We start from the raw sequence: 24728 nt of genomic DNA on the forward strand, positions 1-24728 counted from the left end.
AGGCAAGGATGTACAGGATAAGAGTGATGGCTATTTTCATCACGCAGCCCTCTATTTCTGCTGAACGGACTTAAAGGATTTGTTGCTGAGGCCTGTCCGCTCAATTTTTATCGAGACATGGGGGCGGATCTCAATGTCCCGGAATACACTGTCCCAGCTTTTATTCTGCTCAATCTGTTTCCAGCGCTTGCGGTCACTGCGGTGAATTCTTAACGCGAAGCCGGTAACATCTGCTCCCAGCTTCCGTACCTCGGTCCAGGAGTTATTGACAAGCTCAAGCACATGCTGCTCAATCGACGCCTCCATCTCTGAAATGGAAGCCCGATCATTCAAATCCATGATGCTGCCCAGCTCTGTTAATGTTCCGCTGCCCTCGATATGGATGTCCATGACGTAATGATCCTTATCCCAAATGGGTCGTACGTCGGTGCTTGAATTTTGGAGAATAAACGAAGCATCCGGAGTGTCGCCTGCCTTAGGGTGGGACGGAAAGGCAATGGTGGCTTTGTTGATTTTGTCGGTTATAAAAGACAGGCCGAAGGCCTGCCTTTGTGTCAGCCAGCCGATCAGCTTCTCACCTTTGATTACGCCCAGCTTGCCGAGTGCCAGCCGTGAGGGCAGGTCCGTCACTGCGGTTTCGGTCGTTTCATCCATGATTTTATGCCCGGTTAACCGGATCTCCGGCAGCACCGCGCTCCCGGATTCGGAGGACAGAGCCATGGCCAGCTCGTAGAGGCGCACCCCGGGATAATACGAGACCAGTCTGGATTCCTGCTCAATCATCAGCTGGATACCGGCTCCCTGATTTTTGGTCATCTGCATGAGCTGGTCCAGGATAGCTCCAGCTTCTCCTTTAGCAAGAAACACATAGACCGTTTCCCGGGCATCCTGTCTGCGGAGGAACATATCAATGATCTGGTTAATCCCGTGTCTGGCCATAGTCTCACCAAGCACGGTAATCCGTGAATGAGAAAAAAACATTTCGCGGGTGCTGGTGAGGTTGGTTTTATCGATCGCTTCCATGATCGTTTTACCTTTGACTGTGAAGGTGATGAACGGCGGAGAAGTAGTGCTGCCGCCTCCGCTGCCGCCCATTCCGCTGGCGCCGGACGAAGGGTTGATCACCTGGTAGGTGGCTTTCCACTGATCATCCTCCCAGTCATAGGCCGAACCTGAGGCGATGCCAAGCTCATTCAGCTCCCGGTTATCCCAGCAGCCGGTAATCAAGGTGGACAAGAGAGGGAGACAGAGCAACAGGCAGGAGGTTCTTCTCGCTGCAATCGAGGGCCGTCCCGCAGGTAATGACAGATCGGATTCCGGCTGAATGGCCTGCTTCCGCTGCTTCATGTTTCACACTCCTTTCTTTTGGCTCTGGAGCGCTGGAACCGGTGGAGCAAAATGGCTGCTAGCGGTACGAGCACATTGAACAGGAAGAAGGTCAAGAATCGGCCTTCCTTGTTATAGAGATTCAGTTTGTCCATGTTCTGCCAGGTGAACAGGCACTCCAAGGCGATGACCAGGCCCAAGGCCCCGATAAACGGCCGGCTGCTGCTTACCCGGAAGGTTTGCTTGAAGCACTCGACGGTTACAAACAGGAAGATTGATAATTTGAGATAGATGGACAACACCCAATAGGAGATGAACAGAATATCCAGCTTCTCGAAAAAATTGCCGATATGAACCACTCCGACAGTCGAGAATCCAGCATAGGCGTTTAGCTTGATAAACTCAGGTCCGAGCACCATTAACGCCATAACTAGCAAAAAGATCATCAGCAGAGAAACAAATAGAAGACCCATCCATCCGGCGATCCGCGCTTTTTGCGGATCCTTGAGATACGGTGCCAGAAACAGCAGCACGGCCACTTCAGACATCCAGGTTGTCGGTGTAATGCTGGCCAGCGTCAATGAAGCCAGGGAGTGGTCAAACATCGGCAGCAGCTTGTGCACGTTCAGTTCATGGACTAATCCGAACAAGAACAGCGGCACGAAGATTACATAGAGCAGGATTACAATGCTGTTCACTCTGGCAATGGATTCAATGCCCTGTCTGACCATATAAATCGTAATGATCAAGATCAGGATGACCAGGACGGTCACCGGTGTGTTCAGCAGCACATTATCCTTAATGAAATTGACGAATTCCCGCAAGATCGTGGATGTTGCATCCAGATAGAACTGCAGCATAAGAAGACCCAGTACTGTGGCTACGGCCGGCGAGCTTCTCTCACCCACCCAGGTGAGAAAGGGAGCGCCGTTACTTACACGGATGGCTGTTCCGACGATGGCAGCAACGATAAGTCCGGCCAGGGTGGATAACAGAATCGAGAGTGGCGCGTCCTGCTCGGCATAGTTGCTGATAATGACGGGGAGGACAACGGTGGCTGTCGGCAGAATCGTGTTGATGACGAGCATGGCTGCCTGGGCGGTGCCGATTTTTCCGTTCAAGCCTGATCCTCTCCTTGCGGTTTTTGTTGCTGCGCTGTCAGTTGCGCTTTCTTTTTCTGATCTTCGATCGACTGCGGTTTCTGATCCGGACCTTGTCTGCGCGTTTCTTTACCCAGGTCGGTCTTAGGCCGCATAGGCATATTCCAGAGCGGAACACGGATAAATATATCTTTCAGATAACGCGGGATCATCGGAGCCACGGGTGACAGGTAAGGTACGCCGAACGAATACAGTCCTGCCAAATGGATCAGCAGCACCATCAAAAAGGACATAATGCCGAACAGACCAAGCGTAGCGGCAATCAGCATCAGTAAAAACCGGATCAGACGAATCGAGTTGGCGATAGCCAGCGAAGGAATAACGAAGTTGGAGATGGCTGTAAACGAGACGACGATGACCATTGCGGCCGATACCAGACCGGCAGAAACGGCTGCTTGTCCCAGTACCAGCGCCCCGACAATGGAAATTGCCGGACCAATGGTGCGGGGCATCCGCACTCCGGCTTCACGCAGCACATCGAAGGTAAGCTCCATGAGCAGCGCTTCTGCCAGCGCCGGCAGCGGCACCCCTTCGCGCTGGGCGGCCAGACTGATCAGCAGTGTGGTCGGCAGCATTTCCTGGTGAAAGGTAGTAACGGCAATATACAAGGCGGGCAGCAGCATAGAGACAAAGAAGGCGCCATACCGGATCAGCCGCAGAAAGGAAGAGATATCGTAACGCTGATAGTAATCTTCGCTGGATTGAAAAAAATTAAAGAAGGTGGACGGCGCAAGCAGCGCAAAGGGCGTACCGTCAATAATAATCCCGACCTGTCCTTCCAAAAGACCCCCGGCCACTGCATCAGGACGCTCTGTATTCTGAATGGTAGGGAAGGGGGTCAGCCCGCCGTCCTGAATGAATTCTTCGATGTAATTGCTTTCCAGAATACTGTCAGTAATAATGCCATTAAGCCGGCGGCGGATTTCTGCCAGTACCTCTTCGCTGGCAATTCCCTGCAGGTAGACAAGCGCTACACCGGTCCCGGTGCGCTGGCCGATTTTATACTCTTCTATCCGGAGATCAGAGGTTTTGAGTCTTCGTCTGAGCATGGAAGTGCCGACCCGCAGGCTTTCGGTGAATCCTTCCTTCGGACCGCGGATAACACCTTGGGAGGTGGGTTCATTGACGCTTCTCTTCTCATAGCCGGAGGTGTCGGCAGCGAGCGCCATCGTAAGCCCGTTAAACAGAATGAGGGTATAGCCCTCAAACAGCAAAGACAGCATATGCTCGATTGTCTTGCCTTCCTGAACGCCCCCGATGGGCAGCATCTGATCCTTAATCAGAGCATAGGCTTTGTCTGCGGTGATAGCGTCACTCTTCAGTGTGACATGCTCCATCAGAGGCTGAAGTACAGTCTGATTAACGGCATCTGCGTTGACGAGACCGTCAATATAAATAAAAGCCAGAGCGAGCGAGCTTAACGATTCATTGGTGAATCTGCGGATAATTACATCAGAGCTTGTACCGATCCTTAGACTGATCTCCTCCAAAGTCTCATCGAGTGAGGGGCTCAAGGGACAAGGCGCGGGGATAACAGTTTCAACAGGGTCTTTAGTATGCTTACGGCCTTGCTTGGAATGAACGGGCACTGCTTCTCCTCCTTCACGCTGAATTCTGGATAATGTGGGAGTATTATCCCCCGGCCGTCCATTCCTTATTCTGCCTGCTGTATGAAAATTGGCGTACATGAAAAAGAGGGTGTCCGCAGGCCATATGCAGCCGCAGAACACCCTCTGAATGTTAAGCTTCTATGATGTTTAATTACCGGGTACTGACAACCAGTGCATTACTGATCAGACGTCCCGGAGTGGTCAAATATTTCCCGTTATAATACAGGCCGCTGGAGGCACCACCATCAAGATTCATCGCCTGATAAGCGCCTGCCTGCTTCATAATCTGAGCCAGCTGCGGGATGGTAGCCCCGCCGGTGGTCAGCAGGATCAGCTTGTGATCGCGGGTAAGGCCGAGTGCGCTGCGGGCCCCGCCGCCAGTCAATATTTTGGGGTCCTTGAAGCCTTCGGCGGCGACATTCAGCGATACGCTGCCATTAACCAGCAGGCGGGGACCGGCCTGCAGTGCCCCTTCAACGGTCCCGCTCTGGAACCGTGCGCTGAATTGACTGCCGGGAATCAGCTCAGCCAGCAGATTGCGGTCATAGGCAAATACCGTCCGGCGGTCACCGGGGCTGTTCTTCAGCATTTTGCCGCCGCTGATGATATAGCCATAAGGGGCTTTGTAGGCTCCTTCTGTATAAGCATCAAAAAAAGTTCCGTTGATCGCGGCAACAGCTCCGCTTCGTTTGGCAATGCTGCCGAGCGCTTCCGTCTTGCCGACCGTATTTCCGGCAAGTACAGCATCCAGCCGGACGGAAGGGTGCAGCAAAGAGACGGTAACTGTCTGCACAGAGAATGATCTGGAGCCGACTTTATATGTATGTGTGGCGCTGGTTACGGCAGAGGAGCCCGCCTTTAGGAGCGTTCCGTTTAGTACCGGCAAGGTCGCCTCAGCGCCGCCTAATGTGAGTGTAACGGAAGCGGGCTCTTTGTTCCATTCCAGCCCGATGCCAAGTGTCGTGCTGACAAGGGAGAGCGGAACATAGGTCGTGCCGTTCTCGCTGAAGGGCAGATCGCTTATAGGAACAGCTTTGCCGTTGACGGAAGCTGAAGCTTGGCCAAGGGTAAGAAGAAGCGTATTTTTGTCTCCGGCAATTTCTATGGATTTCGCATCTGCAGTAAGGCCTGCACGGAGGTCAAACAGACCGTTTAAGAAGCGCAGCGGGATAAACGAATGATTTCCTTTGTCCACATAGACGGCATTTTTAGGCGCAACCGCCGCCGCCGCACCGGGCAGCAGGGAAGGAAGCGTGTAGAGCATTAGGAACAGGGTGAGGACAAGGGTGAGTATTTTCTTCAGCATGAACAGAATCTCCTTTTGACTTGTTATGTATTGTCTATATATCGTCAAATGCTATGCCACACTTAAATATGCGTGTATTGGCATGCGGCTGCGTCAGATTTCGTATATAATTTTCTGATACTCGATTTCATTTTGCACAAAGGCGGTTAGCTATAATGACAACAATTGGATTGATCCGGCACGGCAGTACCCTATGGAATAAAGAAGGCCGAATACAGGGCCATACCGATAATCCTCTGGATGAAGAGGGCTTGGAGCAGGCAGCGGCTCTTGCAGAACGGCTTAGCATGGAGACATGGGACTATATTTATTCTAGCGACCTGCTCAGAGCAAGACAGACAGCAGAGGTGATCGCGGCTAGACTTGGTCTATCTGTTGCAGGATGGGTACCGGGAATCCGGGAGATGAACGGCGGCTTGCTGGAGGGCACGACGGAGCAGGATCGTGTAGAGCGCTGGGGAAAAGAATGGAGAACGCTGGAGCTGGGCCTGGAGAAGAATGAATCCGGCCGGCTCAGAGGCAGCCGGGCGATTGAAGAGATCGCGCAGCGGCATCCGGGCAAGCATGTGCTGTTGGTCAGCCACGGTGCAATCCTCCGCAGCAGCCTGAGCGGACTTGTGCCTGAACTGGATGTGAGTGTGCTCCTGAAGAATACTTCGCTCACCCGGTTAGTGTATACCGGCAAAACCTGGACCTGTGAGCTCTACAATTGCATCAAACATATTGAGAAATAGACAGCTCAGCTATACCAGCCGCGCTATTCCAAATCATTCCATGAAGAAACGGACCTGACCTGCCGATAATAAGCATAATACTGATCACTTGCCTGTTTACAAGCTTTTACAGCTGCAGCTGTTCACTATTTGTTTCGATTGATTCATATGTAAAAGGGAGTGTTCGAAAACGATGGAAGAAGCGCGGAATTATATGTTAGCCGTATTCTCAATCCTTATTGCAGCGTTGACAGGTTACGCGATTCTCCGGCTCTCGCAGAATTTCGCAATTAAAAATCAAAGAGCCCGTGCGGTGCGCACGAGCCTTATTATTCTTATGGCCAGCAGCGGATTAGGCGGAATGCACCTGCTCGGCAGGGGGGCAGTAACCGGGCTCCAGCCGGCCGGCGGCAGCCTGTTCTTCGCATTGGCGCTCTACTTGCTGACCCTTACTTTGCTGCTGCTGCTGTTCACCCGGGCCCGCCAGGTGCTGGCCGAGAGGGATCAGCTTAAGGAGCTTGCGTATAGAGACAGCTTAACCAGCCTGTTCAATAAGAATGGAATGGACCACTTCTGGGAGCACTGCAAACCGAATGAACAGCTTGCCGTGCTGTATCTGGACTTGAACCGGTTCAAATCGATTAATGACAAGCTTGGCCATCATGTCGGTGATTTGCTGCTCCAGGCCGTCGGCGGGACGCTGAAGCAATTCTCGGCCAAGGGCAAGCGGCATATCTTCCGAATTGGCGGCGATGAATTCGTAATCATTGCGAAACGCTGCGGCCGCAAGGAGGCTGAACAGCTCGCATTGCAGATTCTGGAGAAAACGACCCGGAATTATCAGCTCGAGCGGCATGAGCTATTCGTGTCGGCCAGTATCGGCATTACGATCAGCCAGGGCAGAATTGATTCCGCGCGTCTCCTGAAGGAAGCCGATTCGGCCATGTACCATGCCAAGCAGCTGGGCAGAGGCCGTTATGCGGTTCACAAGCAAGGCAATGTCATTCAGCCGGTGAATGTGCTGGGCAGCTATAGAGCGAATTAATCAGCGGATTCTGCTGTGCCGGTACGTTGTCCACCCATCATATACAGGCAGAGCAGGGCAACTGCCATGCTGCCTGCTGCCGCGTAGAACAGGACTGAGTAATCTGTCAGGTCGATCAGCAGCCCGAGCACCGGCGGGGAGCTGATCGCGGCTAGTGAGGAGACCAGATAATACATTCCGGTGCGGGTGCCGATGCTCTCCTCGGTTCCCGTAGCCACAACGTAAGGATAGGAATTAATATTGATGCAGGCCCAAAATATCCCGCCAGTTAGCAGTAGCCCCCGCAGCATAAGCAGATTTTCCGCAAAGCCCACCAAGGCAAAGACTGCAGTCAACCCGATAACGCCAGTAACAATCATTTTTTTCTTGCCAAAACGTCCGCCCAGCCAGCCGCTGGGGATCGCAAAGGCTACGAAGGCTAGGGAGAAGAAGGTAAGCGAGAACGAAGCAGCCTTTTCACTGAGGCCCAGATGATGTTTGCCGTACAAGGTAAATAAGGTTTCCACCCCCTGATAAGCCACGAACCAGAAAAAGATAGCCGCCAGCAGCCAAAAGGTCGTGCGGTCCAGCTGCTTCAGCAGAGAAATCCGCGCAGGCTTGAGCTGCGGAACAACGGCATTTCTTTGTTGCGCCTGAAGGCCAGAGCGGACAGTGTCCGTATTTACGCCATCCCGGTCCTCTTGAATGAAACGTGCTACGATCAGCAGGCAGAGCAGTGTAATCAGTCCGGCTACGAGGAACGGCAGCGCCGGGTTCGCATCATAGAGCATGGAACCGGCACCGAAGGCGAGAATCGATCCGACCCCGCCCATAAAGTTAACCAGCCCGTTGGCCTTCGTCCGCTGCGGCTCCGGTGTAATATCGGGCATCAGGGCAACGGTCGGCGAACGGTACAGGCTCATGGCCAGGTTCATCAGCATCATGAACAGCAGCAGGGTGAACAGTCCGCTGTGGTAAGGAATCAGCATCGTCAGCACGGCTGCCAGCGGCATTCCAAGCAGCAGATAAGGCATTCTGCGCCCGTAGCGGCTGACGGTCCGGTCACTGCGGTTGCCGATCCACGGCTGCAGAAACAGTGCAAAATAATTATCGATCGTCATCATAAAGCTGATCAGGGCTACACTGTTAACGTATTTTTCCAGAAAGAAAGGTACGAATGCATTATATAAGCTCCACGTGATGCTGATGCTGAAAAAGCCGAAGCCCAGCAGCCAGACTTTTTTCACACCGTCACACTCCCTTGGCAGCAAGCAGCCCGGCCAGCACATCCGGATAATCAGTAATTATTCCAGCTACCCCGGCATCGATTAATTCCTTCATCCGCCCGGGATCATTAACGGTCCAGGGATGATAGACCACATTATTTTCTGATGCTTCGGCCACGAATTCCGGCAGTACGGCATAGTGATAGGCATGCAGCGCATCAGCCTGCAGGGTGGCCGCGTAATCCCAGGGGCGGTATAAGCCCTCACCATATAAAATACCTGTGCGGATTTCCGGCGCCAGCGATTTGCAGTAGGCCAGCGAGTAATGATTGAAGCTCGACAGTACCACACGTTCACTCATCCCGTAATCCCGCACGGCGGCAATAACCTTTTCCTCCATCCCCGGGTACATGAAGTATCCGTTCTTCAGTTCGATATTAAGGAGAGTATCCCGCTCCTGCAGCAAATCCAGCAATTCCTCCAGCGTAGGAAGACGCTCATCCTTGAATTCCGGCCCGAACCAGGAACCGGCATCCAGCTCCAGCAGCTGGCTCAGTGTTCTATCCTTTACATATCCTTCAGCACCGGCAGTGCGGTTTAAACTTTCATCATGGATGAGCACCAGTCCTCCGTCTGAAGACATCTGGACATCGGTTTCAATTCCGGTTGCGCCCAGTTCAAGGCTTTTGCGGAATGCCGCCATCGTATTCTCCGGGCAGACCGCAGATGCACCACGGTGTGCAAAGTTGATAATGCTGTTCATGTGTTGTTATCCCTCCGCCTCATAATTTTTACTAAGCACCCGCAAAAAGCAGGCTCTATTGTCTATTCAACACCACAACAAGAAACCCTGTCCGCTTGCCGGCGAAAGGGTGCGAAATGAAGCATTTTTAACATGGGGCTTACAATATTGCACAAAAGAACCGGATTTCCGTCCAAGGAAGGAGGTTGCCGGGATCATTTTCTCGCTTCGAGCCACATTTATATCTATATTATAAACAGATATCCATCCCGGTTCAAAAAGCATAACGGTCATCTCTGCTTCACTTCACGCGGAGACGATCCCGCGGATGGCTTCATGCACATGCTGAACCTCCGAGAAGGCCAGGGAATACTCCAGATCTGATTTTTTGGCCGGGGACGCGCCCGGGAGGAAGGGGATGGACAAGACCGGCGTATCGGCGCTGCTGAGATAGATTCTGAGGGTAAGCTCCTTGATCTCCTCGGCGGGTTCGGTGTCAACTCCGGCATGATCCGGGTTGTAACCGGGTTTACTAGCGCTGCTGGTAATCCGGCTGGTTTTACTGACTTTGGTGAGCGTAAGGGAGTTCTCAATAATTTCCGAGCCTAATATAGCGTCAAAAGTATACAGCGTCGCAGTCGCATTCTCCTGTCTGCCGGGATAATACTTGCCGATAGCCAGTGTCTTACCATCCTCATCCAAGGCGATGATATGCGACTCATCGGGCGTAACATACCGCTGGGGGAATTTGAGATTGAAGGAGCCGAGGGAACGGGCCAGCTTATTCAGGTTTGATGAAGGATAGGATAATTTATACTGCAGCACCGCAGCCGCCAGCAGCAGGGTAAGTCCCAGCACGGCGAACATGTACATCAGGAATATGAGCATTTGACCGCCTCCTAAAAGTTTTGTTAGCATAAGCTCCCTTGAGACACATCGGCAAAACTCGCTTCGGAAGCGTACGCTAAAAGTTTTGTTAGCATAAGCTCCCTTGAGACACATCGCAAAACTTGCTCCGGAAGCATAGGCTGAAAGTTTTGTTAGCGTAAGCTTCCTTGTTTCTACTAGAATATGCGGGAGAGACGTGAACAAATACATAGACCTGAGGGTTATAGATCCTATATTCTTTTTTTATATTCCAAAAAGCAGGGATAAAATTAGAGATTGCAGGGGATGATGGGCTTGATCGTAGATACATTAGGACATTTGCTGGAGAATGAGGCAGCTTACGGAGAGAAGATTCAGGCGGGGCTGCGGTTCCTGCGGGATACGGATTTTGCCGGACAGGCAGCAGGACGCCATGAAGTCGATGAGAACATGTTCTATTTCATTAACGAATATGAAACGAAGGATGCCGGGGAATGCTTCTGGGAAGCCCACCGGATCAATCTGGATCTGCATTATATCCTGAAAGGCACGGAGCGGATCGGCTATGCGGCTATTGAGCAGCTTGAGATAAAAGAGGAATATAGCGCCGAGAAGGACGCGGTGTTCTTCACCGGAGCGCTGGAATCCGCTGTAACCGCAGGCCCTGGTGCACTGGTTGTCTGCTATCCGCAGGACGGGCATATGACAGGGATTGAAGCCGGCCGCAAGGAAACGGTACGGAAGGTTGTTCTGAAAATCAAGCTGTAGCAGACTCGGAGAGTCTGCATTCACAAGGAGCCGGGTAGGCTCCTTTTTGCTTTTGTAGCGCTAATGTCACCAGCGTTTGTCATTCTCATCTCAAATGAGTTACGATATCTTTCGGATAGAAGAACAACCCGGACAAGGAGCCGCGCTTATGAGCATTTACCTCGAGCTTCCGGATGTGGATAAGCACTTTCCTTTTCGCAGCTTAGTCTGTGGCGGGGATGAGCTGTGTTATCCGCACTGGCATAAAGAAATCGAAATTATCTATGTAACTAAAGGAACGCTAAATCTGGGAATAAATGATACCCCTATCCGGATGGAGCAGGGTGAGGTTCAGTTTATCAATGGCGGCGATGTGCATTATTTCCTCGCTTCCCCCGAGAGTGAACGGCTGGTGATCCAGTTCGACCTGAATCTGTTTCAGGAAATGGCTGCGCTAAGCGGTAATGATTATTCGCTGCGTGATGTATTTACCTCTATGGAGCATTCCAGCTCAATCTGGCCGGAGTCCGCAGCCGCCAAGATGATTGCCCTGATCGAGAGTATCTATGAGGAAGACCTTCAGCGCCGTGAAGGGTACGCCTATTTAATCAAAGCCAGACTGTTCGAGCTGCTGACAGTTATTATGCGTGAGGTGCCGAAGAATACAGCCGGAAGGCTGCCTAAATTCTCGGAAGACACGCTGACACAGTCCCGGGAAACGCTGGAGCGGCTGGAGCGGGTCTTCATCTATGTCGAGCAGCATTATCAGGAGGCAATTACGCTGAATGAGGTGGCCCGGCATATGGGATTCAGCCCGTATTATTTCACCAAGCTGTTCAAGAAGAACACGGGCATGACCTTTGTTGCTTTCCTCAATGAATACCGGCTGAACAAGGCGAAGTGGATTCTGTTGAACGAGGACCTGCCGATGTCAGCCGTTGCGGAAGCAGCCGGATTCGGCAGCGTGAAGACTTTTCATCATTTTTTCAAGTCCGCAACAGGCATTTCTCCAATGAAATACCATAAGACAATATTCAGGAATAACAGGGCAAGAATGCAGGAAGAAAGCTTTTCAGCGGATTTGTATGATAGAGGCAGAGAGATCACAACACCACCAGGCGGAGGGAAATAGAGGATGACTTTAAAAATAGGGATTATTGGCTGCGGCGGCATCGCAAACGGCAAACATATGCCGGCTCTGAAGAAAGTGGAAGGCGCTGTCATGGTTGCTTTTTGCGATATTGTACCTGAACGGGCCGAGCAGGCCAAGGCGGAATTCGGAGATGAGAATGCTGCCGTTTATACCGACTACAAAGAGCTGCTAAAAGATGCAAGCATAGATGTGATTCATGTATGTACCCCGAACATTTCCCATGCGGAAATCTCGATTGCCTCGATGGAGGCCGGCAAGCATGTCATGTGTGAGAAGCCGATGGCGAAGACAACTGCGGAAGCCCAGGCAATGATCGATGCGGCTAAGCGTACCGGCAAAAAGCTGACGATCGGCTACCAGAACCGCTTCAGACCGGATTCAGCTTACCTGCATAAGGTGTGTGAGAACAACGAGCTCGGAGAAATTTATTATGCCAAAGCGAAGGCGATCCGCCGCCGCGCGGTACCGACCTGGGGCGTATTTCTCGACGAAGAAGCGCAGGGCGGCGGCCCGCTGATCGATATTGGTACCCATGCCCTGGATCTGACGCTCTGGATGATGGACAACTACAAGCCGAAATATGCGGTAGGCAACGCTTATCACAAGCTGTCCGGCCGCAAGAACGCAGCCAATGCGTGGGGCCCGTGGGACCCGGAGAAGTTCACGGTTGAAGATTCGGCTATCGGCTTCATTACGATGGAGAATGGGGCAACCATCGTGCTGGAAGCCAGCTGGGCGCTGAACACGCTGGATGTCGGTGAAGCCAAAACTGCGCTGTGCGGTACAGAAGGCGGAGCGGATATGGAAAAAGGCCTGCGCATCAACGGTGAAGCGTACGGCAAAACCTACGAGAAGCATATCGGACTCGATGCTGCCGGGGTAGACTTCTACGACGGTGCGGGCGAAGATCCGGCGCTGGTTGAAGCCAAGCAGTGGATTGACAGCATTATTAATGACACAGAGCCGGTTGTAAAGCCGGAGCAGGCTTTGGTGGTAACCCGGATTCTGGAGGCAATTTACAAGTCATCCGAGACAGGGATGCCGGTATTTTTTGAGGATTAAGCCTAAGAATTAGCTGACTATATAATATGAAAGTGTCGACTGAAGAACAATTTGAAGTGAATGTAACTCATAGATCAAATTAGGAGTGTGTCCTATAGTGACAAGAGTAACCGTATGGAATGAATATCGTCATGAATTACAGGAGGAGCGTATCCGCCAGGTCTATCCGCAGGGCATCCACGCCCAAATAGCCGGATTTCTGCAGGAGGCCGGGTTTGATACGGCTACGGCCACACTGGATGAACCGGAGCATGGGTTGACGGAAGAAGTGCTGAACCATACGGATGTGCTGGTATGGTGGGGGCATATTGCCCATCAGGAGGTTAGCGACGAAATCGTAAACCGTGTCTATAACCGTGTGCTGCAGGGAATGGGGCTGATTGTGCTGCATTCCGGCCACATGTCCAAAATCTTCATGAAGCTGATGGGCACCAGCTGTGACCTGAAATGGCGCGAAGCGGGCGAGAAGGAACGCCTCTGGGTGATGGACCCGAGCCATCCGATTGCCGAAGGCATCGGCGAATATATCGATCTGGAGCAGGAAGAGATGTATGGGGCGCATTTTGATGTGCCGGCACCGGAAAGCCTTGTTTTTGTCGGCTGGTTCGAAGGGGGCAATGTGTTCCCGAGCGGCTCGACCTACCGGCGCGGCAGCGGCAAAATCTTTTATTTCCAGCCGGGTCATGAATCCCATCCAACCTATTACCATAAGGAAATTCAACAAGTAATCATCAACGGCGTGAACTGGTGTGCACCGACCCTGCGCGACTATCCTGTGTACGGTCATTCCCAGGCGTTAGAGCCAATTCGAGAAAAGGTGGGCGTATAGATGAAATTAGGCGTATTTGATCCCGTATTCGGCAGTTTGACATTAGATGAAATGCTCGACAAAATCGCGGCTGCAGGCCTGAACGCAGTCGAAATCGGCTCGGGCGGCAACCCTGGAAATGCGCATTGTCCGACCGACGAGCTGCTGGCCAGTGAAACGGCGCGTAAGGAGTACTTAGAAAAGTTCACGAGCCGCGGCATCATGATCAGTGCGTTCAGCTGTCATAACAATCCGATCTCTCCGGATAAAGAAGAAGCGCGTCAAGGCGATGAAATTCTGCGCAAGTCGATCAAGCTCGCTTCGCTGATGGGTGTACAGGTCGTCAACACCTTCTCCGGTACCGCCGGCGACAGTGAAGATGCCAAAGCGCCGAACTGGCCGGTAACACCTTGGCCTACGGTCTATAGCGACATTCTGACCTGGCAGTGGGAGCAGAAGCTGATCCCGTACTGGAAGGAAATCGGCCAGCTTGCCCAGGAGCATGGCGTCAAGATCGGCATTGAGCTGCATGGCGGCTTCCTGTGCCACACGCCGTATACGATCCTGAAGCTGAGAGAAGCGACCTGCGATGCTATTGGCGCGAATCTTGACCCGAGCCATCTGTGGTGGCAGGGCATTGACCCGGTCGGAGCCATCAAGATTCTCGGCAAGGCGGGCGCGATTCATCACTTCCATGCCAAGGACACTTATCTCGATCAGGACAACATCAACATGTACGGCCTGACCGATATGCAGCCTTATGGCGATGTGCAGACCCGGGCGTGGACCTTCCGCTCTGTCGGCTGCGGACACAGCCTGTCCGAATGGTCGGATATCATGAGCGCCCTGCGCACCTATGGTTATGATTATGTAGTGAGCATAGAGCATGAAGATCCGCTGATGTCGGTGGATGAAGGCTTCCAGCGTGCGGTAACTAACCTGCAGTCGATCCTGATCCGTGAGCAGCCGCTGGATATGTGGTGGGCTTAAGCGGATAGCAGACGGATCTCATAAAAGAAACAGCAGCAGCCATGGATGAGAAATAATGTCCAAGGCTGCTGCTTTTTTGGTTGAACTCGGGTTCCTGATTCATTCAATGCCGGGCGGTATAATATCTCTCAATCTAATTTCAGATGCCGCAGCTTATCCGGATTGCGTATAAGGTAAATCTGCTGAACCCGGCCTTCTCTGAACGCCAGGCTAACGATTGTCGGAAAAGGTTCGGAAGGACTGCTTAATACAAAACCAAGCTGTCCGTTGATCTTGACGAGGCGCACGCCTCCTGCGCCGCCGCCCTTGGACAGAAGCCCCTGAATGAATGCGAGGACGCGCTGGCTGGACATAATCGGTTTAACTGCCGCACTGACTTTGCCGCCTCCGTCGCTGTACAGCACGATGTCCTCGGAGAGCAGCGCAAAGAGTCCATCCATATCACCTGTAGCTGCCGCATGGAGAAAGCGCAGGACGAGCTGCTCGGACTGGTAGCTGGAGATCAGCTCGGATGCCGGGTCGTCTTGGATTTTTCGTTTGAGGCGGCTGTAAATTTTACGGCATCCTAGTTCAGTCTTGTTTACAAAGTCCGCAATATCGCGATAGTCGTAGTCGAAGGCTTCACGAAGAATGAATACTGCGCGCTCTACAGGGGTTAGCCGGTCGAGCAAAACGAGGAAAGCGTACGATATTGTATCCTCCAGCACAATCGTTTGGAGCGGGTCGTCTCCTGCGGCAGAGGACGAGCCTGTCACGCCCGCATAGTCTTGGACAAGGGGCTCGGGCAGCCATTGTCCGACGTATACCTCTCTTTTTTTTTGCGAGGATTTCAAGTAATCGAGACAGCGGTTGGTAACGACTTTGCATAAGTACGCTTTCAGATTGCGGACGGGGCCGCCTTCCTTATCGCTGTCCAGCTGCTGCATCGTTACGAATGCGTCTTGCACCAAATCCTCGGCCTGCGTGACCGATCCTAACATGCGGTACGCGATGGACAGAAGAAGCGGTCTGTATGTCCGATACACGGAATCAAGCTCCACGGTGCACCCCTTCTTTATCTTGTTCTTGTGCGGATATTATACTTCGGGCAGCCTCTTTCGCGCTAGCCAAGGATGCGTTAAGCAGCATACCCGCTGAACCAACCCAATCGCCGGCGACATACAATCCGGGCTGTCCTTCAACCGCAGGTCCGGGTCTGCCCGGGAGGCCGCCGCTCGCAGCAGTTACGACGGCATGAGAGACGAGCATTCGTGGAAGGAACCGCTGCTGGACAACATGTTTACGCCAGCCGGGCTGAATCAAGTCGAGAAATTCCTCCAGCTCGCGCTGATCTTGCAAGGGGTCTGATTTTCCCGAAGCGGACAAATATTTCATGACATGCACGACTGCATATGCCGGATGATCGGACAAGGAGGCAACGGCGGAATGGTTGGAGTAATACCACGGATAATCGGCGCCTAATACAAATTTCGTTTTGGGTTGAGGCATTCCGTCAACGACGAGATCCAGGCATGCCGCCCGAACAGGAATAAGCTGCTCAAAGACTACGGCTTCAGCCTGGGAAAGCGGGGGATTGAGGATGGATAGAGTAGCCGCCGGTCCGGCAGTGGATAGTACGTGCCGGGTTTTCAGCTGCGTTCCATCCTTAAGTGTGACTGTCATTCTCGGGAAGCTGCCCGAAATTTCCCGTGCGGGTGAGTTTATGCGGATCGAGACGCCTGCCTTTTGCGCTTGCTCCGTAAGCTGGTGTATGAGCGTTTGCCAGCCTCCGTCCACGTACAGCACTTGGCCATGTTTGAGCTGCTCGATTACGGCGCCGGCGCTTATCAGACCGGGGTCATCGCAGTATGTGGATAGGCGGACGAGCGCCAGCACGACATTGCGCACCCGCGGACTGGAGATTTGGGATTCCAGGTAAGCCTGCAGACTCACCTTGTGCAGCGCGGAGGTGTCTGTTGTGAGAAGACGGCTGTAAAAGCGCAGAAGTTGGGTCTTCTCGTGCCACTTCAGGAAGGATCCGAGCAAGAGCTGTGCGAGCGGGAGCGGCTTGCTCACGCCGCCCGCTCCTTCGAATAAGAGGCTACCCGGCGGCTTGGGTGCCGCTCCGGCGGGTGTGACGCCTACTTCCTGCAAAATAGGGAGAGCACTCTTAAACAGGGCATGAGCTCCCAGGTTTACGCGGGCGAACGACATCTCGGTGGAGGCGGCGCGGCCTCCGGGATGTGCTCCTTTGTCGAGCAATAGTACGCTCCGGCCTGCCTGTGCCAAATAGATTGAAGCAGTCAATCCGGCGATGCCGGCTCCGATAATGATAACGTCACATAACACCTCATTTTGATTCTGTGTCATAACTATCCATCCTTTCCGGTCTGATGCATACATGACGATTAAGAGAACCGGTATGTGACACTGCCGCAACGTTATCAACTTTCCAGGAGCAATGACAATAAATGAGGGTTGGCGGGATGGCGTCCGCAGAAATCAGGTGCTGTGGCGGAATGAGAGGTAAAAGTCCCTCTGATTTCGGGCTAAGTGAGGGAAAAGGTGAAAATAGTGGGAAAAATCCCTTTGATTTCGGGCTGAGAGTGTGGAAAGGTGAAAATAGTGGGAAAAATCCCTTTGATTTCGGGCTGAGAGTGGGGAAAGGTGAAAATAGTGGGAAAAATCCCTTTGATTTCGGGCTAAGTGAGGGAAAAGGTGAGATTAGAGGTAAAAATCCCTTTGATTTCGGGCTAAGAGTGGGGAAAGGTGAAAATAGTGGGAAAAATCCCTTTGATTTCGGGCTGAGAGTGTGGAAAGGTGAAAATAGTGGGAAAAATCCCTTTGATTTCGGCCTAAGAGTGGGAAATGGTGAAAATAGCGGGAAAAATCCCTTTGATTTCGGGCTAAGAGTGGGGAAAGGTGAAAATAGTGGGAAAAATCCCTTTGATTTCGGGCTAAGTGAGGGAAAAGGTGAGATTAGAGGTAAAAATCCCTTTGATTTCGGGCTGAGAGTGTGGAAAGGTGAAAATAGTGGGAAAAATCCCTTTGATTTCGGGCAAATTTGGGGAAAAGGAAGAATGAGAGGGAAAAGTACCTTTGATTTCGGCCTACGCAGGGGAAAAGGCGGAGTGAGAGGAGGGAATCCCTTGATTCTCCCATCACACTGACTATGGAGGAGTCTATGCGATGTCCAGCAGAAAATCTTGAGCTTAACCGGGGTAAGCCTACCTCATCAGCGTGAAGATGGAAGCTCCTCCCGCATTAACCGCGCTGCCGCGAAGGCAGCGCTTGTCATGAAGTGCATGCTATGCAGCAACATGCTTGCTGCTCTATTCAACCAACATACTAAGCTGTCTCCAGCAGGAAGCTGGCTACAGCTGCTTGTAATAAATCACGGTGGCGTCCATTCCGCCATCTGCGGAAATGACGTAATCCGGGATTTTACCGGCTTCCACATAACCGCGTGACTGATAAAGCAGGTTGGAGGGATCGCCTTCACGGGTATCGAGGATGATCAGGGTGCGGCCATGTTCAGCCGCTGCCTGCTCCGCAGTCTCGATGAGCAGCCCGGCGATGCCTTTGCGGCGGTGGCCGGGATGCACCATCAGCTTGGCGAGCTCCGCGCGGTGCGGGGCATTCGGTTTGAGCACCAAATGCAGCTGTACGGTACCTACAATAATATCACCCTCCATGGCAACCCAGAGCAGCACGCCAGGACCGGGAACCCCCTCCCAGTAAGCGGAGGCAGCATTTTCGGCGAGTGGCGGCAGAAAACCGATGGAGGCGCCATCCTCCACGACATCGATAAGCAAAGGGGTTAATTGACGTACGGTTTCCGGCTGTAAGGCCTCCACTAATTTAACGGTAATGACCTGATTCATCTTCCTGACCCGCCTTTCTCTGCATTGATTCCAGAAACTTAATTTAACAAACTGTTGTCAGAAGCCCCACTTCTAAAGTGGTGGGATGAATAGCTACTGTCTTTCTTTCCAAAAGGAAATCATCATCCACATATGCGAACATTTGTGCTACAATATTTTTGTAAATTCATGGAAAGGAGTTGCTTAGCATGCTCGTCCTTAAAGCGTATAAGTATCGCATCTATCCAAACCATGAGCAGCAGCGCTATTTAGCAAACGTATTCGGCGCAGTCCGCTTTATCTACAATAAAATGCTTGCGGATAAGATCGAACATTATAAAGAGAACGGGAAAATGCTCCATATTACACCTGCTAGATACAAGAAAGAATTCCAGTGGCTAAAAGAAGTAGACAGCCTTGCCTTAGCCAATGCCCAACTTAATCTTGAGAAAGCCTATACATATTTCTTTCGGAATAAAAGCACTGGTTTTCCTACATTCAAAAGCAAGAAAACGAACAACAACAGCTTTACAACAAACAATCAAAAGGGAACGATAGCGATTGAAGGCGGAACGCTTAAAATTCCGAAGCTAAAGACAAGAATCCGGATCAAGGTCCATCGTCCATTCACGGGGCAGATCAAATCATGCACACTCTCAAAAACACCATCAGGCAAATACTTTGCTTCCGTTTTAGTTGAAACAGACGTAGTCCCTTTAGCTAAAGCAGAGAAGAAGATAGGGGTTGATCTGGGACTGAAAGACTTTGCCATTACTTCCGATGGTGCAGTGTTCGCCAATCCTAAACATCTTCGTACATCTGAAAAAAGATTAAAGAAGCTGCAAATGGACTTGTCAAGAAAGAAGAAAGGAAGCAATAACCGATATAAGGCAAGACTCCAGGTGGCCAAGCTTCATGAAAAAATAGCGAATCAGCGTAAAGATTTTTTGCACAAAACGTCCACCCAAATGATAAACGATAACCAAGTGATCGTTTTGGAAGACTTGCGTGTAAAGAACATGATGCAGAATCACAAGTTAGCTAAAGCCATTTCAGAAGTCTCATGGAGCCTGTTTCGTGCGATGCTAGAATATAAGGCGAACTGGTATGGCAGACAGTTGATCGTTGCCCCAAAAAACTTTGCAAGCAGTCAATTATGTTCCTGCTGTGGCTACAAAAACGAAGAAGTGAAGAATTTAGCTGTACGTGAATGGACTTGCCCTGAATGTAATACAGAGCACGACAGAGATCGAAATGCTGCTGCAAATCTTCTAAAACTAGCAATGTAAATTACAATGACCGGGTTAGGAACTAGCCTCTAAGCTTGGATAAACTTGGAGCATAAGACTCTATTGACCAAGAAGCACAGACCTCTGAGGTGATGTGTAGTTCACATTCATTATACTTGTATAATGAAGCTTAACAAGCGTAAATCAGCAGGTTGCCATGAAGGAGGAGATCAAATGCTGTTAGAGGTTATTGCCACTACAGTAGAGGATGCGGTAACAGCGGAGCAGTGCGGTGCTGACCGGATTGAACTGATTACAAGCATAAGCGAAGGCGGGCTGACTCCCAGCCTGGGGCTGATCGAGCAGGTGCGCCAGGCTGTGGCTATTCCGGTAAGAGTGATGGTGCGTCCGCATGCCCGCTCCTTCCATTACAGCAGTGAAGATGCCAAGACGATGCTGCGGGATATCGGACATATTGCATCCGCCGGCAGCCTGTCACTGGTTATTGGCATGCTCCGACCGGACGGAACAGTAGATGAAGAGCTGCTGAAGCGGCTGCTTTCGGCAGCGCAAGGAATGGAGATTACTTTTCACCGGGCCTTTGATCAGACCCGGGATCAGTTTGAGGCGCTTGAGATGTTGTCGCGTTACCCGCAGGTGACAGACATTCTTACTTCCGGCGGGGAGAGCACGGCTCCGCAGGGCGCGGAGCGGATAGCGGAACTGCAGCGCCGCTGTTTGGGGCAGCCGCTCTCTATTCTGGCCGGCAGCGGCTTGAGCCCTGCTAATCTCAGCAGTTTTCTGCAGCAGACAGCAGTCACGCGGGTACACCTTGGCTCGGCAGTCAGAGTGAACGGGAACCCGCTGCTGCAGATTGATCCGCAGCGCCTAGGCGCTGTGCGTGCCATCCTGGATCAGCGATAGTGTATCTCGCAGCCCTTATTCAACGCACCCCTGACCGTATCCTGCCTGCTGCCTCTCAGCACCTCAGCCGGCAGGTTTTGCATCCGTTCGCGGTTTAAGACATCGCTGAAGTTCCAGTCTCTTTTAACGGGAATTATTACCATTAAATAGAAAACAAAGAAGCTTATCAACACCCGTTGATAAGCTTCTTTGCGCTAAGAGCAGACTCCAAACTCTGCCGGATCACCGGAGTTAATGCTGCAAAGCAGGATTATTTTGTGCTCATGAGCCCCGGCCATTTAGTAAGAAGCCGTTCTCTTCAGTCCATCGGAGGAACTCTTCCCTTCATATTGTCCTGTGTCTAGACGCAGCCGGGTTAAGAGTGTGCAGGCTTTTCCAGATTTCACTCCAGCCGTAAAGTGAAAAAAATATGCATATTTTTCAGAATAAATTCAGTTACGGTTGTTATGATGCATGCAGCTTGTCGAATTTATGGAGGATCATGGAATCTGAATAAGCAGCGTCTCTATGAGAAAATTGATGAATTTATATACTTTTATCGTTGTTAGTGGAAGTAAAATGAGTCTTTAGTACTCTGAATTAACGCCGAAAATTGTCGATAAACAGTTAAACTTATCATTCTATTAGGAGGGTACAAGATTGAGAAAGAATAGCTTCCACCGTTTTTTTGCAATGGCGTTGTCAGTAATCCTTGTGTTTGCTAATGGGGGGTTGGCTTTGGCCAGCACGACACTCACCGTCTCCAAAATTGTGCTGAACGCAAGCGAGCTGTCACTGTCCATTGAGGATACATCGGTGCTTACGGCTACAGCGGTATATTCGGACAGCACTTCAGGCGATGTTACTGTCAATGCCGACTGGTCGAGTGATAAGCCGGCTGTAGCCTCAGTGTACAACGGGATTGTCACCGCCAAGGCGGAAGGGACAGCGACAATTGTAGCCGTTTATACCTATTCCGATGGAACGAAGTACTCCCAGGCGGCTACGGTTACCGTAACCAAGAAAGTTAAGGCGTTGACCCAGAATGTGCAGTCGCTTGATCTGCGTAAGGGAGAGTCAGACAGCATCATCCTGACGGCAACCTACTCAGATAACACCACTGATGCCACAGTCGCCGACCATGCGGTCTGGAGCACAAGTGATGCTGCTGTTGCCACAGTTGTTAACGGTACAGTGAAGGGGATCTCCTCCGGCACAGCCATGATTACAGGCGTATACGGGAAAAAGACGGTTACAGCAACAGTGAATGTTGAGGTGGCGAAGCGGATTACCGTGGATCAGCCGGAGCTGTCACTTTTGCTGAATGATAGTTCGGCGGTTGTGCTGACGGCTACTTTTCAGGATGGTACGACTGAGAATGTAAGCTCGCTCGCCACCTGGATCTCCAGCGATGAAGCGGTTGCGGATGTGCTGAAGGGTGTCATTACAGGGTACAAGCAGGGAACGGCGGTAATTACCGCCAAATACGGCACCAAAACAACGACCATCCAGGTGACGGTCGATCAGACCAGCAAGCTTGTCGTGGACGACCAGAGCGTGTTCCTGAAGCCGGAAGAAGATCAGCAGCTGAAGCTGACGGCAGTTTATCCAGACGGGACAGTCAAAGATGTGACAAGTACGGCAATCTGGAGCTCCAGCGACTCCGGGGTTGCTTATGTCTTTAAAGGCAAGGTATACGGCAACACCGCCGGAACGGCTACGATTACAGGTACATATGGAGATAAATCGCTGCAGGTGGATGTGGACGTAGCGGTGGCACGTTATCTGGACATGAGTACGGACCAGCTCAGTTTGAAGACCAGTGCGAGCCATACGCTTACACTTAAGGCAACTTATGCCGACGGCAGTACGGAAGATGTCACCTCCCAAGCGGTATGGAGCTCCAGTGATGAGCTGGTGGCCTATGTCAAAAAAGGGGTCATCACCACTTATAAATTAGCAGGAACGGCTACAATCAGCGCGACTTACGGCACGCTTGAAACTACGCTTGAGGTTGAGGTCGGGGCAGTGAGTAAGCTGGTTGCCGGTGAGGAGGATGTTTTCCTGCAGGTCAGCGGCACCAAGCAAATCAGCTTAACTGCCGTTGCCGGGGACGGCTCTTCTTCCGATGTGACGGCCAGTGCCGCCTGGACCTCCAGCGATAAGAGTATCGCGATGGTCAGCAAGGGCTTGATTACCGGATATTCTGTAGGCTCGGCTACCATTACAGGGTCTTACAATGGCCGGGAAGCTATCATTACAGTGGATGTCGGAACGGCCAGACATCTCGCGCTTAGCGAGACGGCACTGAATTTGGCGGTAAATGCGACTAAGACGATAGTGCTGACGGCGACTTTTGCTGACGGTACGACAGCGGATGTGACCAGCAAAGCGACCTGGAGCTCCAGTGATGAAGCTGTGGCTTATGCGGTCAAAGGAACTATTACGACCTATGCGGAAGGCAATGTGACAATCACTGCAAGCTACGGCTCGAAAACCGTGACCCTAACCGCCGCTGTAGGCAAAAGTAACAAACTCAGCGTTGATGATGACAGTGTATTTTTACGGATTAACAAGACGCAGCAGCTGGTGCTGACCGCAATTGATGCAAATGGCGTCTCCAGTGTGGTAACGGACAGCGCAGTCTGGACCTCCGCGGATGATAATATTGCCACTGTGGCCAAAGGTCTGATCACCGGCTACAAATCGGGCTCAACCACTGTAACTTCGGTATATGGCGGTAAGACCGTTACGGTCACAGTCGATGTGGAAATTGCCTCCCGGCTCAATCTGACCATCAGCAAGCTGAACCTTGGTGTTGACCAGAGTAAAGAGGTCACGGTTATGGCCAGCTATGAAGACGGCACTACCCAGGATGTAACGGATGATGCGGTATGGAGCTCGGATAATGAGGCTATCGCTGATGCAAGTGACGGAACAATTACCGCGTATTCCACAGGCAGTGCTGTAATCACGGCGTCCTATGGCGGCAAGAAGGCTACCATAAAAGTGACTGCCGGAACTCCCGGCAAGCTGACGCTGCAGGCCAAAACGGTAGAGCTTGAGGAAGATGAGACCTATCAGGCACAGGCTACGGGCAAATATAGCGACGGCAGCGATATGATTTTGACTGATCAGGTGGAATGGAGCTCCAGCGACGAGAAGGTGGCTGAGGTCGAAGACGGCCTGATCACAGCTATTCATACCGGAACTGCGGTTATTACGGCCAAACTGGGCGATGTATCAGCGACGATCACGGTCAATGTAGGCCTGGTGGATGAGCTCGCGGCAAGTGTGACTCTGATTACAATGTCTGCCGCCGACAAAGAGCAGATTACCCTGACCGCTACCGATTCCGCTGGTGTGGAGACGGATGTATCGGTGGATGCCGATTGGACGTCAGCCAAGCCGGCGGTGGCAACCGTCAAAAAAGGTCTTGTAACCGGAGTAACCAAAGGAAAGACAGCTGTCACCGCTTCCTACGGCGGACAAAAAGTAACGATCAATATCGAAGTCGATCAGGTAACATCCATTGAAGCGTCTGTCAGCAATCTGGCGATGAAATCCGGGGAATCAGCCAAAGTGACGGTAAGCATCACCTTCAGCGACGGAAAAACGAAGGATGTAACCGACAAAGCGGAATGGAAAAGCGGCAGCTACAAAATAGCCACCGTTACCGGCGGAACGGTGAAAGCCGTCGCCTATGGCAAGTCCTATGTCACCGCAAAATACGGCGGCAAAACGGTGAAAGTGCCTGTAACCGTGGATGTGCTCAAGTATCTGGAGGTCAGCCAGATGAATCTCAGCCTGAGCACCGGGCAGTCGGTACAGCTGATTGCGACCGCTACGTTTGAAGACGGCAGCGAAGCGGATGTATCGAAGACTGCGGTATGGGCATCCACCAAAGAACTGATTGCAACAGGCAAGAACGGGCTCGTGAAGGCGAACAGCAAAGGCACAGCCTATATCTCGGTGAAATACGGCGGCAAAACGGTCAAAGTTAAGGTCGTTGTAAAATAA

General features: G+C 51.8%; 21 protein-coding genes. 11 read left to right on the plus strand and 10 right to left on the minus strand.

Annotated features, from left to right (window positions below; genetic code table 11):
* Positions 1-51 precede the first annotated feature (51 nt).
* The 4 genes from QU597_RS05220 to QU597_RS05235 form a co-directional block, all read right to left on the minus strand.
* A complete protein-coding gene (locus QU597_RS05220; protein ID WP_310831676.1) occupies positions 52-1347 on the minus strand; it encodes a Ger(x)C family spore germination protein in 1296 nt (431 codons plus the stop codon).
* The gene (locus QU597_RS05225; RefSeq protein WP_310831677.1) at positions 1344-2447 is read right to left on the minus strand and encodes a GerAB/ArcD/ProY family transporter; all 1104 of its coding nucleotides are present in this window, start codon (positions 2445-2447) and stop codon (positions 1344-1346) included. The genes QU597_RS05220 and QU597_RS05225 overlap by 4 nt, the downstream gene beginning before the upstream one ends.
* Complete coding sequence (locus QU597_RS05230) at positions 2444-4075, minus strand: spore germination protein (protein WP_310831678.1); 1632 nt, start codon at positions 4073-4075, stop codon at positions 2444-2446. Before QU597_RS05230 ends, QU597_RS05225 begins: the two co-directional genes overlap by 4 nt.
* Positions 4076-4247: 172 nt before the next feature.
* Positions 4248-5399, minus strand: coding sequence for a phosphodiester glycosidase family protein (locus QU597_RS05235; RefSeq protein ID WP_310833236.1), 1152 nt, complete (start codon positions 5397-5399; stop codon positions 4248-4250).
* A 158-nt stretch (positions 5400-5557) separates the two neighbouring features.
* Here QU597_RS05235 and QU597_RS05240 point away from each other — a divergent pair, with 158 nt between their 5' ends.
* Positions 5558-6136 carry a histidine phosphatase family protein gene (locus tag QU597_RS05240; RefSeq protein ID WP_310831679.1) on the plus strand — a complete coding sequence of 193 codons (579 nt, stop codon included), beginning with the start codon at positions 5558-5560 and terminating at the stop codon, positions 6134-6136.
* Between the two features lie 172 nt (positions 6137-6308).
* On the plus strand, positions 6309-7160 hold the full coding sequence (locus QU597_RS05245) for a GGDEF domain-containing protein (RefSeq protein WP_310831680.1): 852 nt from the start codon (positions 6309-6311) through the stop codon (positions 7158-7160).
* On the opposite strand, the gene QU597_RS05250 is transcribed toward QU597_RS05245, so the two are convergent.
* The 3 genes from QU597_RS05250 to QU597_RS05260 all read right to left on the minus strand — a co-directional run bounded on the left by QU597_RS05250 (position 7157) and on the right by QU597_RS05260 (position 9995).
* Positions 7157-8386: an SLC45 family MFS transporter gene (locus QU597_RS05250; RefSeq protein WP_310831681.1), complete on the minus strand. Its 1230-nt coding sequence runs from the start codon at positions 8384-8386 to the stop codon at positions 7157-7159. The genes QU597_RS05245 and QU597_RS05250 overlap by 4 nt on opposite strands.
* 4 nt (positions 8387-8390) lie before the next feature.
* A complete protein-coding gene (locus tag QU597_RS05255; RefSeq protein ID WP_310831682.1) occupies positions 8391-9128 on the minus strand; it encodes a glycerophosphodiester phosphodiesterase in 738 nt (245 codons plus the stop codon).
* 285 nt (positions 9129-9413) lie between these two features.
* Positions 9414-9995, minus strand: coding sequence for a hypothetical protein (locus QU597_RS05260; protein ID WP_310831683.1), 582 nt, complete (start codon positions 9993-9995; stop codon positions 9414-9416).
* Positions 9996-10283: 288 nt separating this feature from the next.
* Between QU597_RS05260 and QU597_RS05265 the strand changes: the two genes are divergently transcribed.
* The 5 genes from QU597_RS05265 to QU597_RS05285 all read left to right on the plus strand — a co-directional run bounded on the left by QU597_RS05265 (position 10284) and on the right by QU597_RS05285 (position 14734).
* Positions 10284-10742, plus strand: coding sequence for a NanQ anomerase/TabA/YiaL family protein (locus tag QU597_RS05265; protein WP_310833237.1), 459 nt, complete (start codon positions 10284-10286; stop codon positions 10740-10742).
* 148 nt (positions 10743-10890) lie between these two features.
* Positions 10891-11853, plus strand: coding sequence for an AraC family transcriptional regulator (locus tag QU597_RS05270; protein ID WP_310831684.1), 963 nt, complete (start codon positions 10891-10893; stop codon positions 11851-11853).
* Positions 11854-11856: 3 nt separating this feature from the next.
* On the plus strand, positions 11857-12936 hold the full coding sequence (locus tag QU597_RS05275) for a Gfo/Idh/MocA family protein (protein WP_310831685.1): 1080 nt from the start codon (positions 11857-11859) through the stop codon (positions 12934-12936).
* Positions 12937-13033: 97 nt separating this feature from the next.
* Positions 13034-13765, plus strand: a complete 732-nt coding sequence (locus tag QU597_RS05280) for a ThuA domain-containing protein (RefSeq protein WP_310831686.1) — start codon at positions 13034-13036, stop codon at positions 13763-13765.
* The gene (locus tag QU597_RS05285; RefSeq protein ID WP_310831687.1) at positions 13766-14734 is read left to right on the plus strand and encodes a sugar phosphate isomerase/epimerase family protein; all 969 of its coding nucleotides are present in this window, start codon (positions 13766-13768) and stop codon (positions 14732-14734) included. It begins immediately after the preceding gene.
* Between the two features lie 128 nt (positions 14735-14862).
* On the opposite strand, the gene QU597_RS05290 is transcribed toward QU597_RS05285, so the two are convergent.
* A complete protein-coding gene (locus QU597_RS05290) occupies positions 14863-15774 on the minus strand; it encodes an RNA polymerase sigma-70 factor (RefSeq protein WP_310831688.1) in 912 nt (303 codons plus the stop codon).
* A complete protein-coding gene (locus tag QU597_RS05295) occupies positions 15764-17083 on the minus strand; it encodes a phytoene desaturase family protein (protein WP_310831689.1) in 1320 nt (439 codons plus the stop codon). Before QU597_RS05295 ends, QU597_RS05290 begins: the two co-directional genes overlap by 11 nt.
* Before the next feature lie 101 nt (positions 17084-17184).
* Between QU597_RS05295 and QU597_RS05300 the strand changes: the two genes are divergently transcribed.
* A complete protein-coding gene (locus tag QU597_RS05300; RefSeq protein ID WP_310831690.1) occupies positions 17185-17883 on the plus strand; it encodes a hypothetical protein in 699 nt (232 codons plus the stop codon).
* 204 nt (positions 17884-18087) lie between these two features.
* On the opposite strand, the gene QU597_RS05305 is transcribed toward QU597_RS05300, so the two are convergent.
* The gene (locus QU597_RS05305) at positions 18088-18597 is read right to left on the minus strand and encodes a GNAT family N-acetyltransferase (RefSeq protein ID WP_310831691.1); all 510 of its coding nucleotides are present in this window, start codon (positions 18595-18597) and stop codon (positions 18088-18090) included.
* 188 nt (positions 18598-18785) lie between these two features.
* Between QU597_RS05305 and tnpB the strand changes: the two genes are divergently transcribed.
* The 3 genes from tnpB to QU597_RS05320 all read left to right on the plus strand — a co-directional run bounded on the left by tnpB (position 18786) and on the right by QU597_RS05320 (position 24728).
* Positions 18786-19865 (plus strand): IS200/IS605 family element RNA-guided endonuclease TnpB, encoded by a 1080-nt coding sequence (gene tnpB, locus QU597_RS05310; protein ID WP_310831692.1) that lies wholly within the window; start codon positions 18786-18788, stop codon positions 19863-19865.
* A 174-nt stretch (positions 19866-20039) separates the two neighbouring features.
* The gene (locus tag QU597_RS05315) at positions 20040-20729 is read left to right on the plus strand and encodes a copper homeostasis protein CutC (RefSeq protein WP_310831693.1); all 690 of its coding nucleotides are present in this window, start codon (positions 20040-20042) and stop codon (positions 20727-20729) included.
* A 639-nt stretch (positions 20730-21368) separates the two neighbouring features.
* Positions 21369-24728 carry an Ig-like domain-containing protein gene (locus QU597_RS05320; protein WP_310831694.1) on the plus strand — a complete coding sequence of 1120 codons (3360 nt, stop codon included), beginning with the start codon at positions 21369-21371 and terminating at the stop codon, positions 24726-24728.

It is taken from the genome of Paenibacillus pedocola (assembly GCF_031599675.1).
GTDB classification, from domain to species: Bacteria; Bacillota; Bacilli; order Paenibacillales; family Paenibacillaceae; genus Paenibacillus_AQ; species Paenibacillus_AQ pedocola.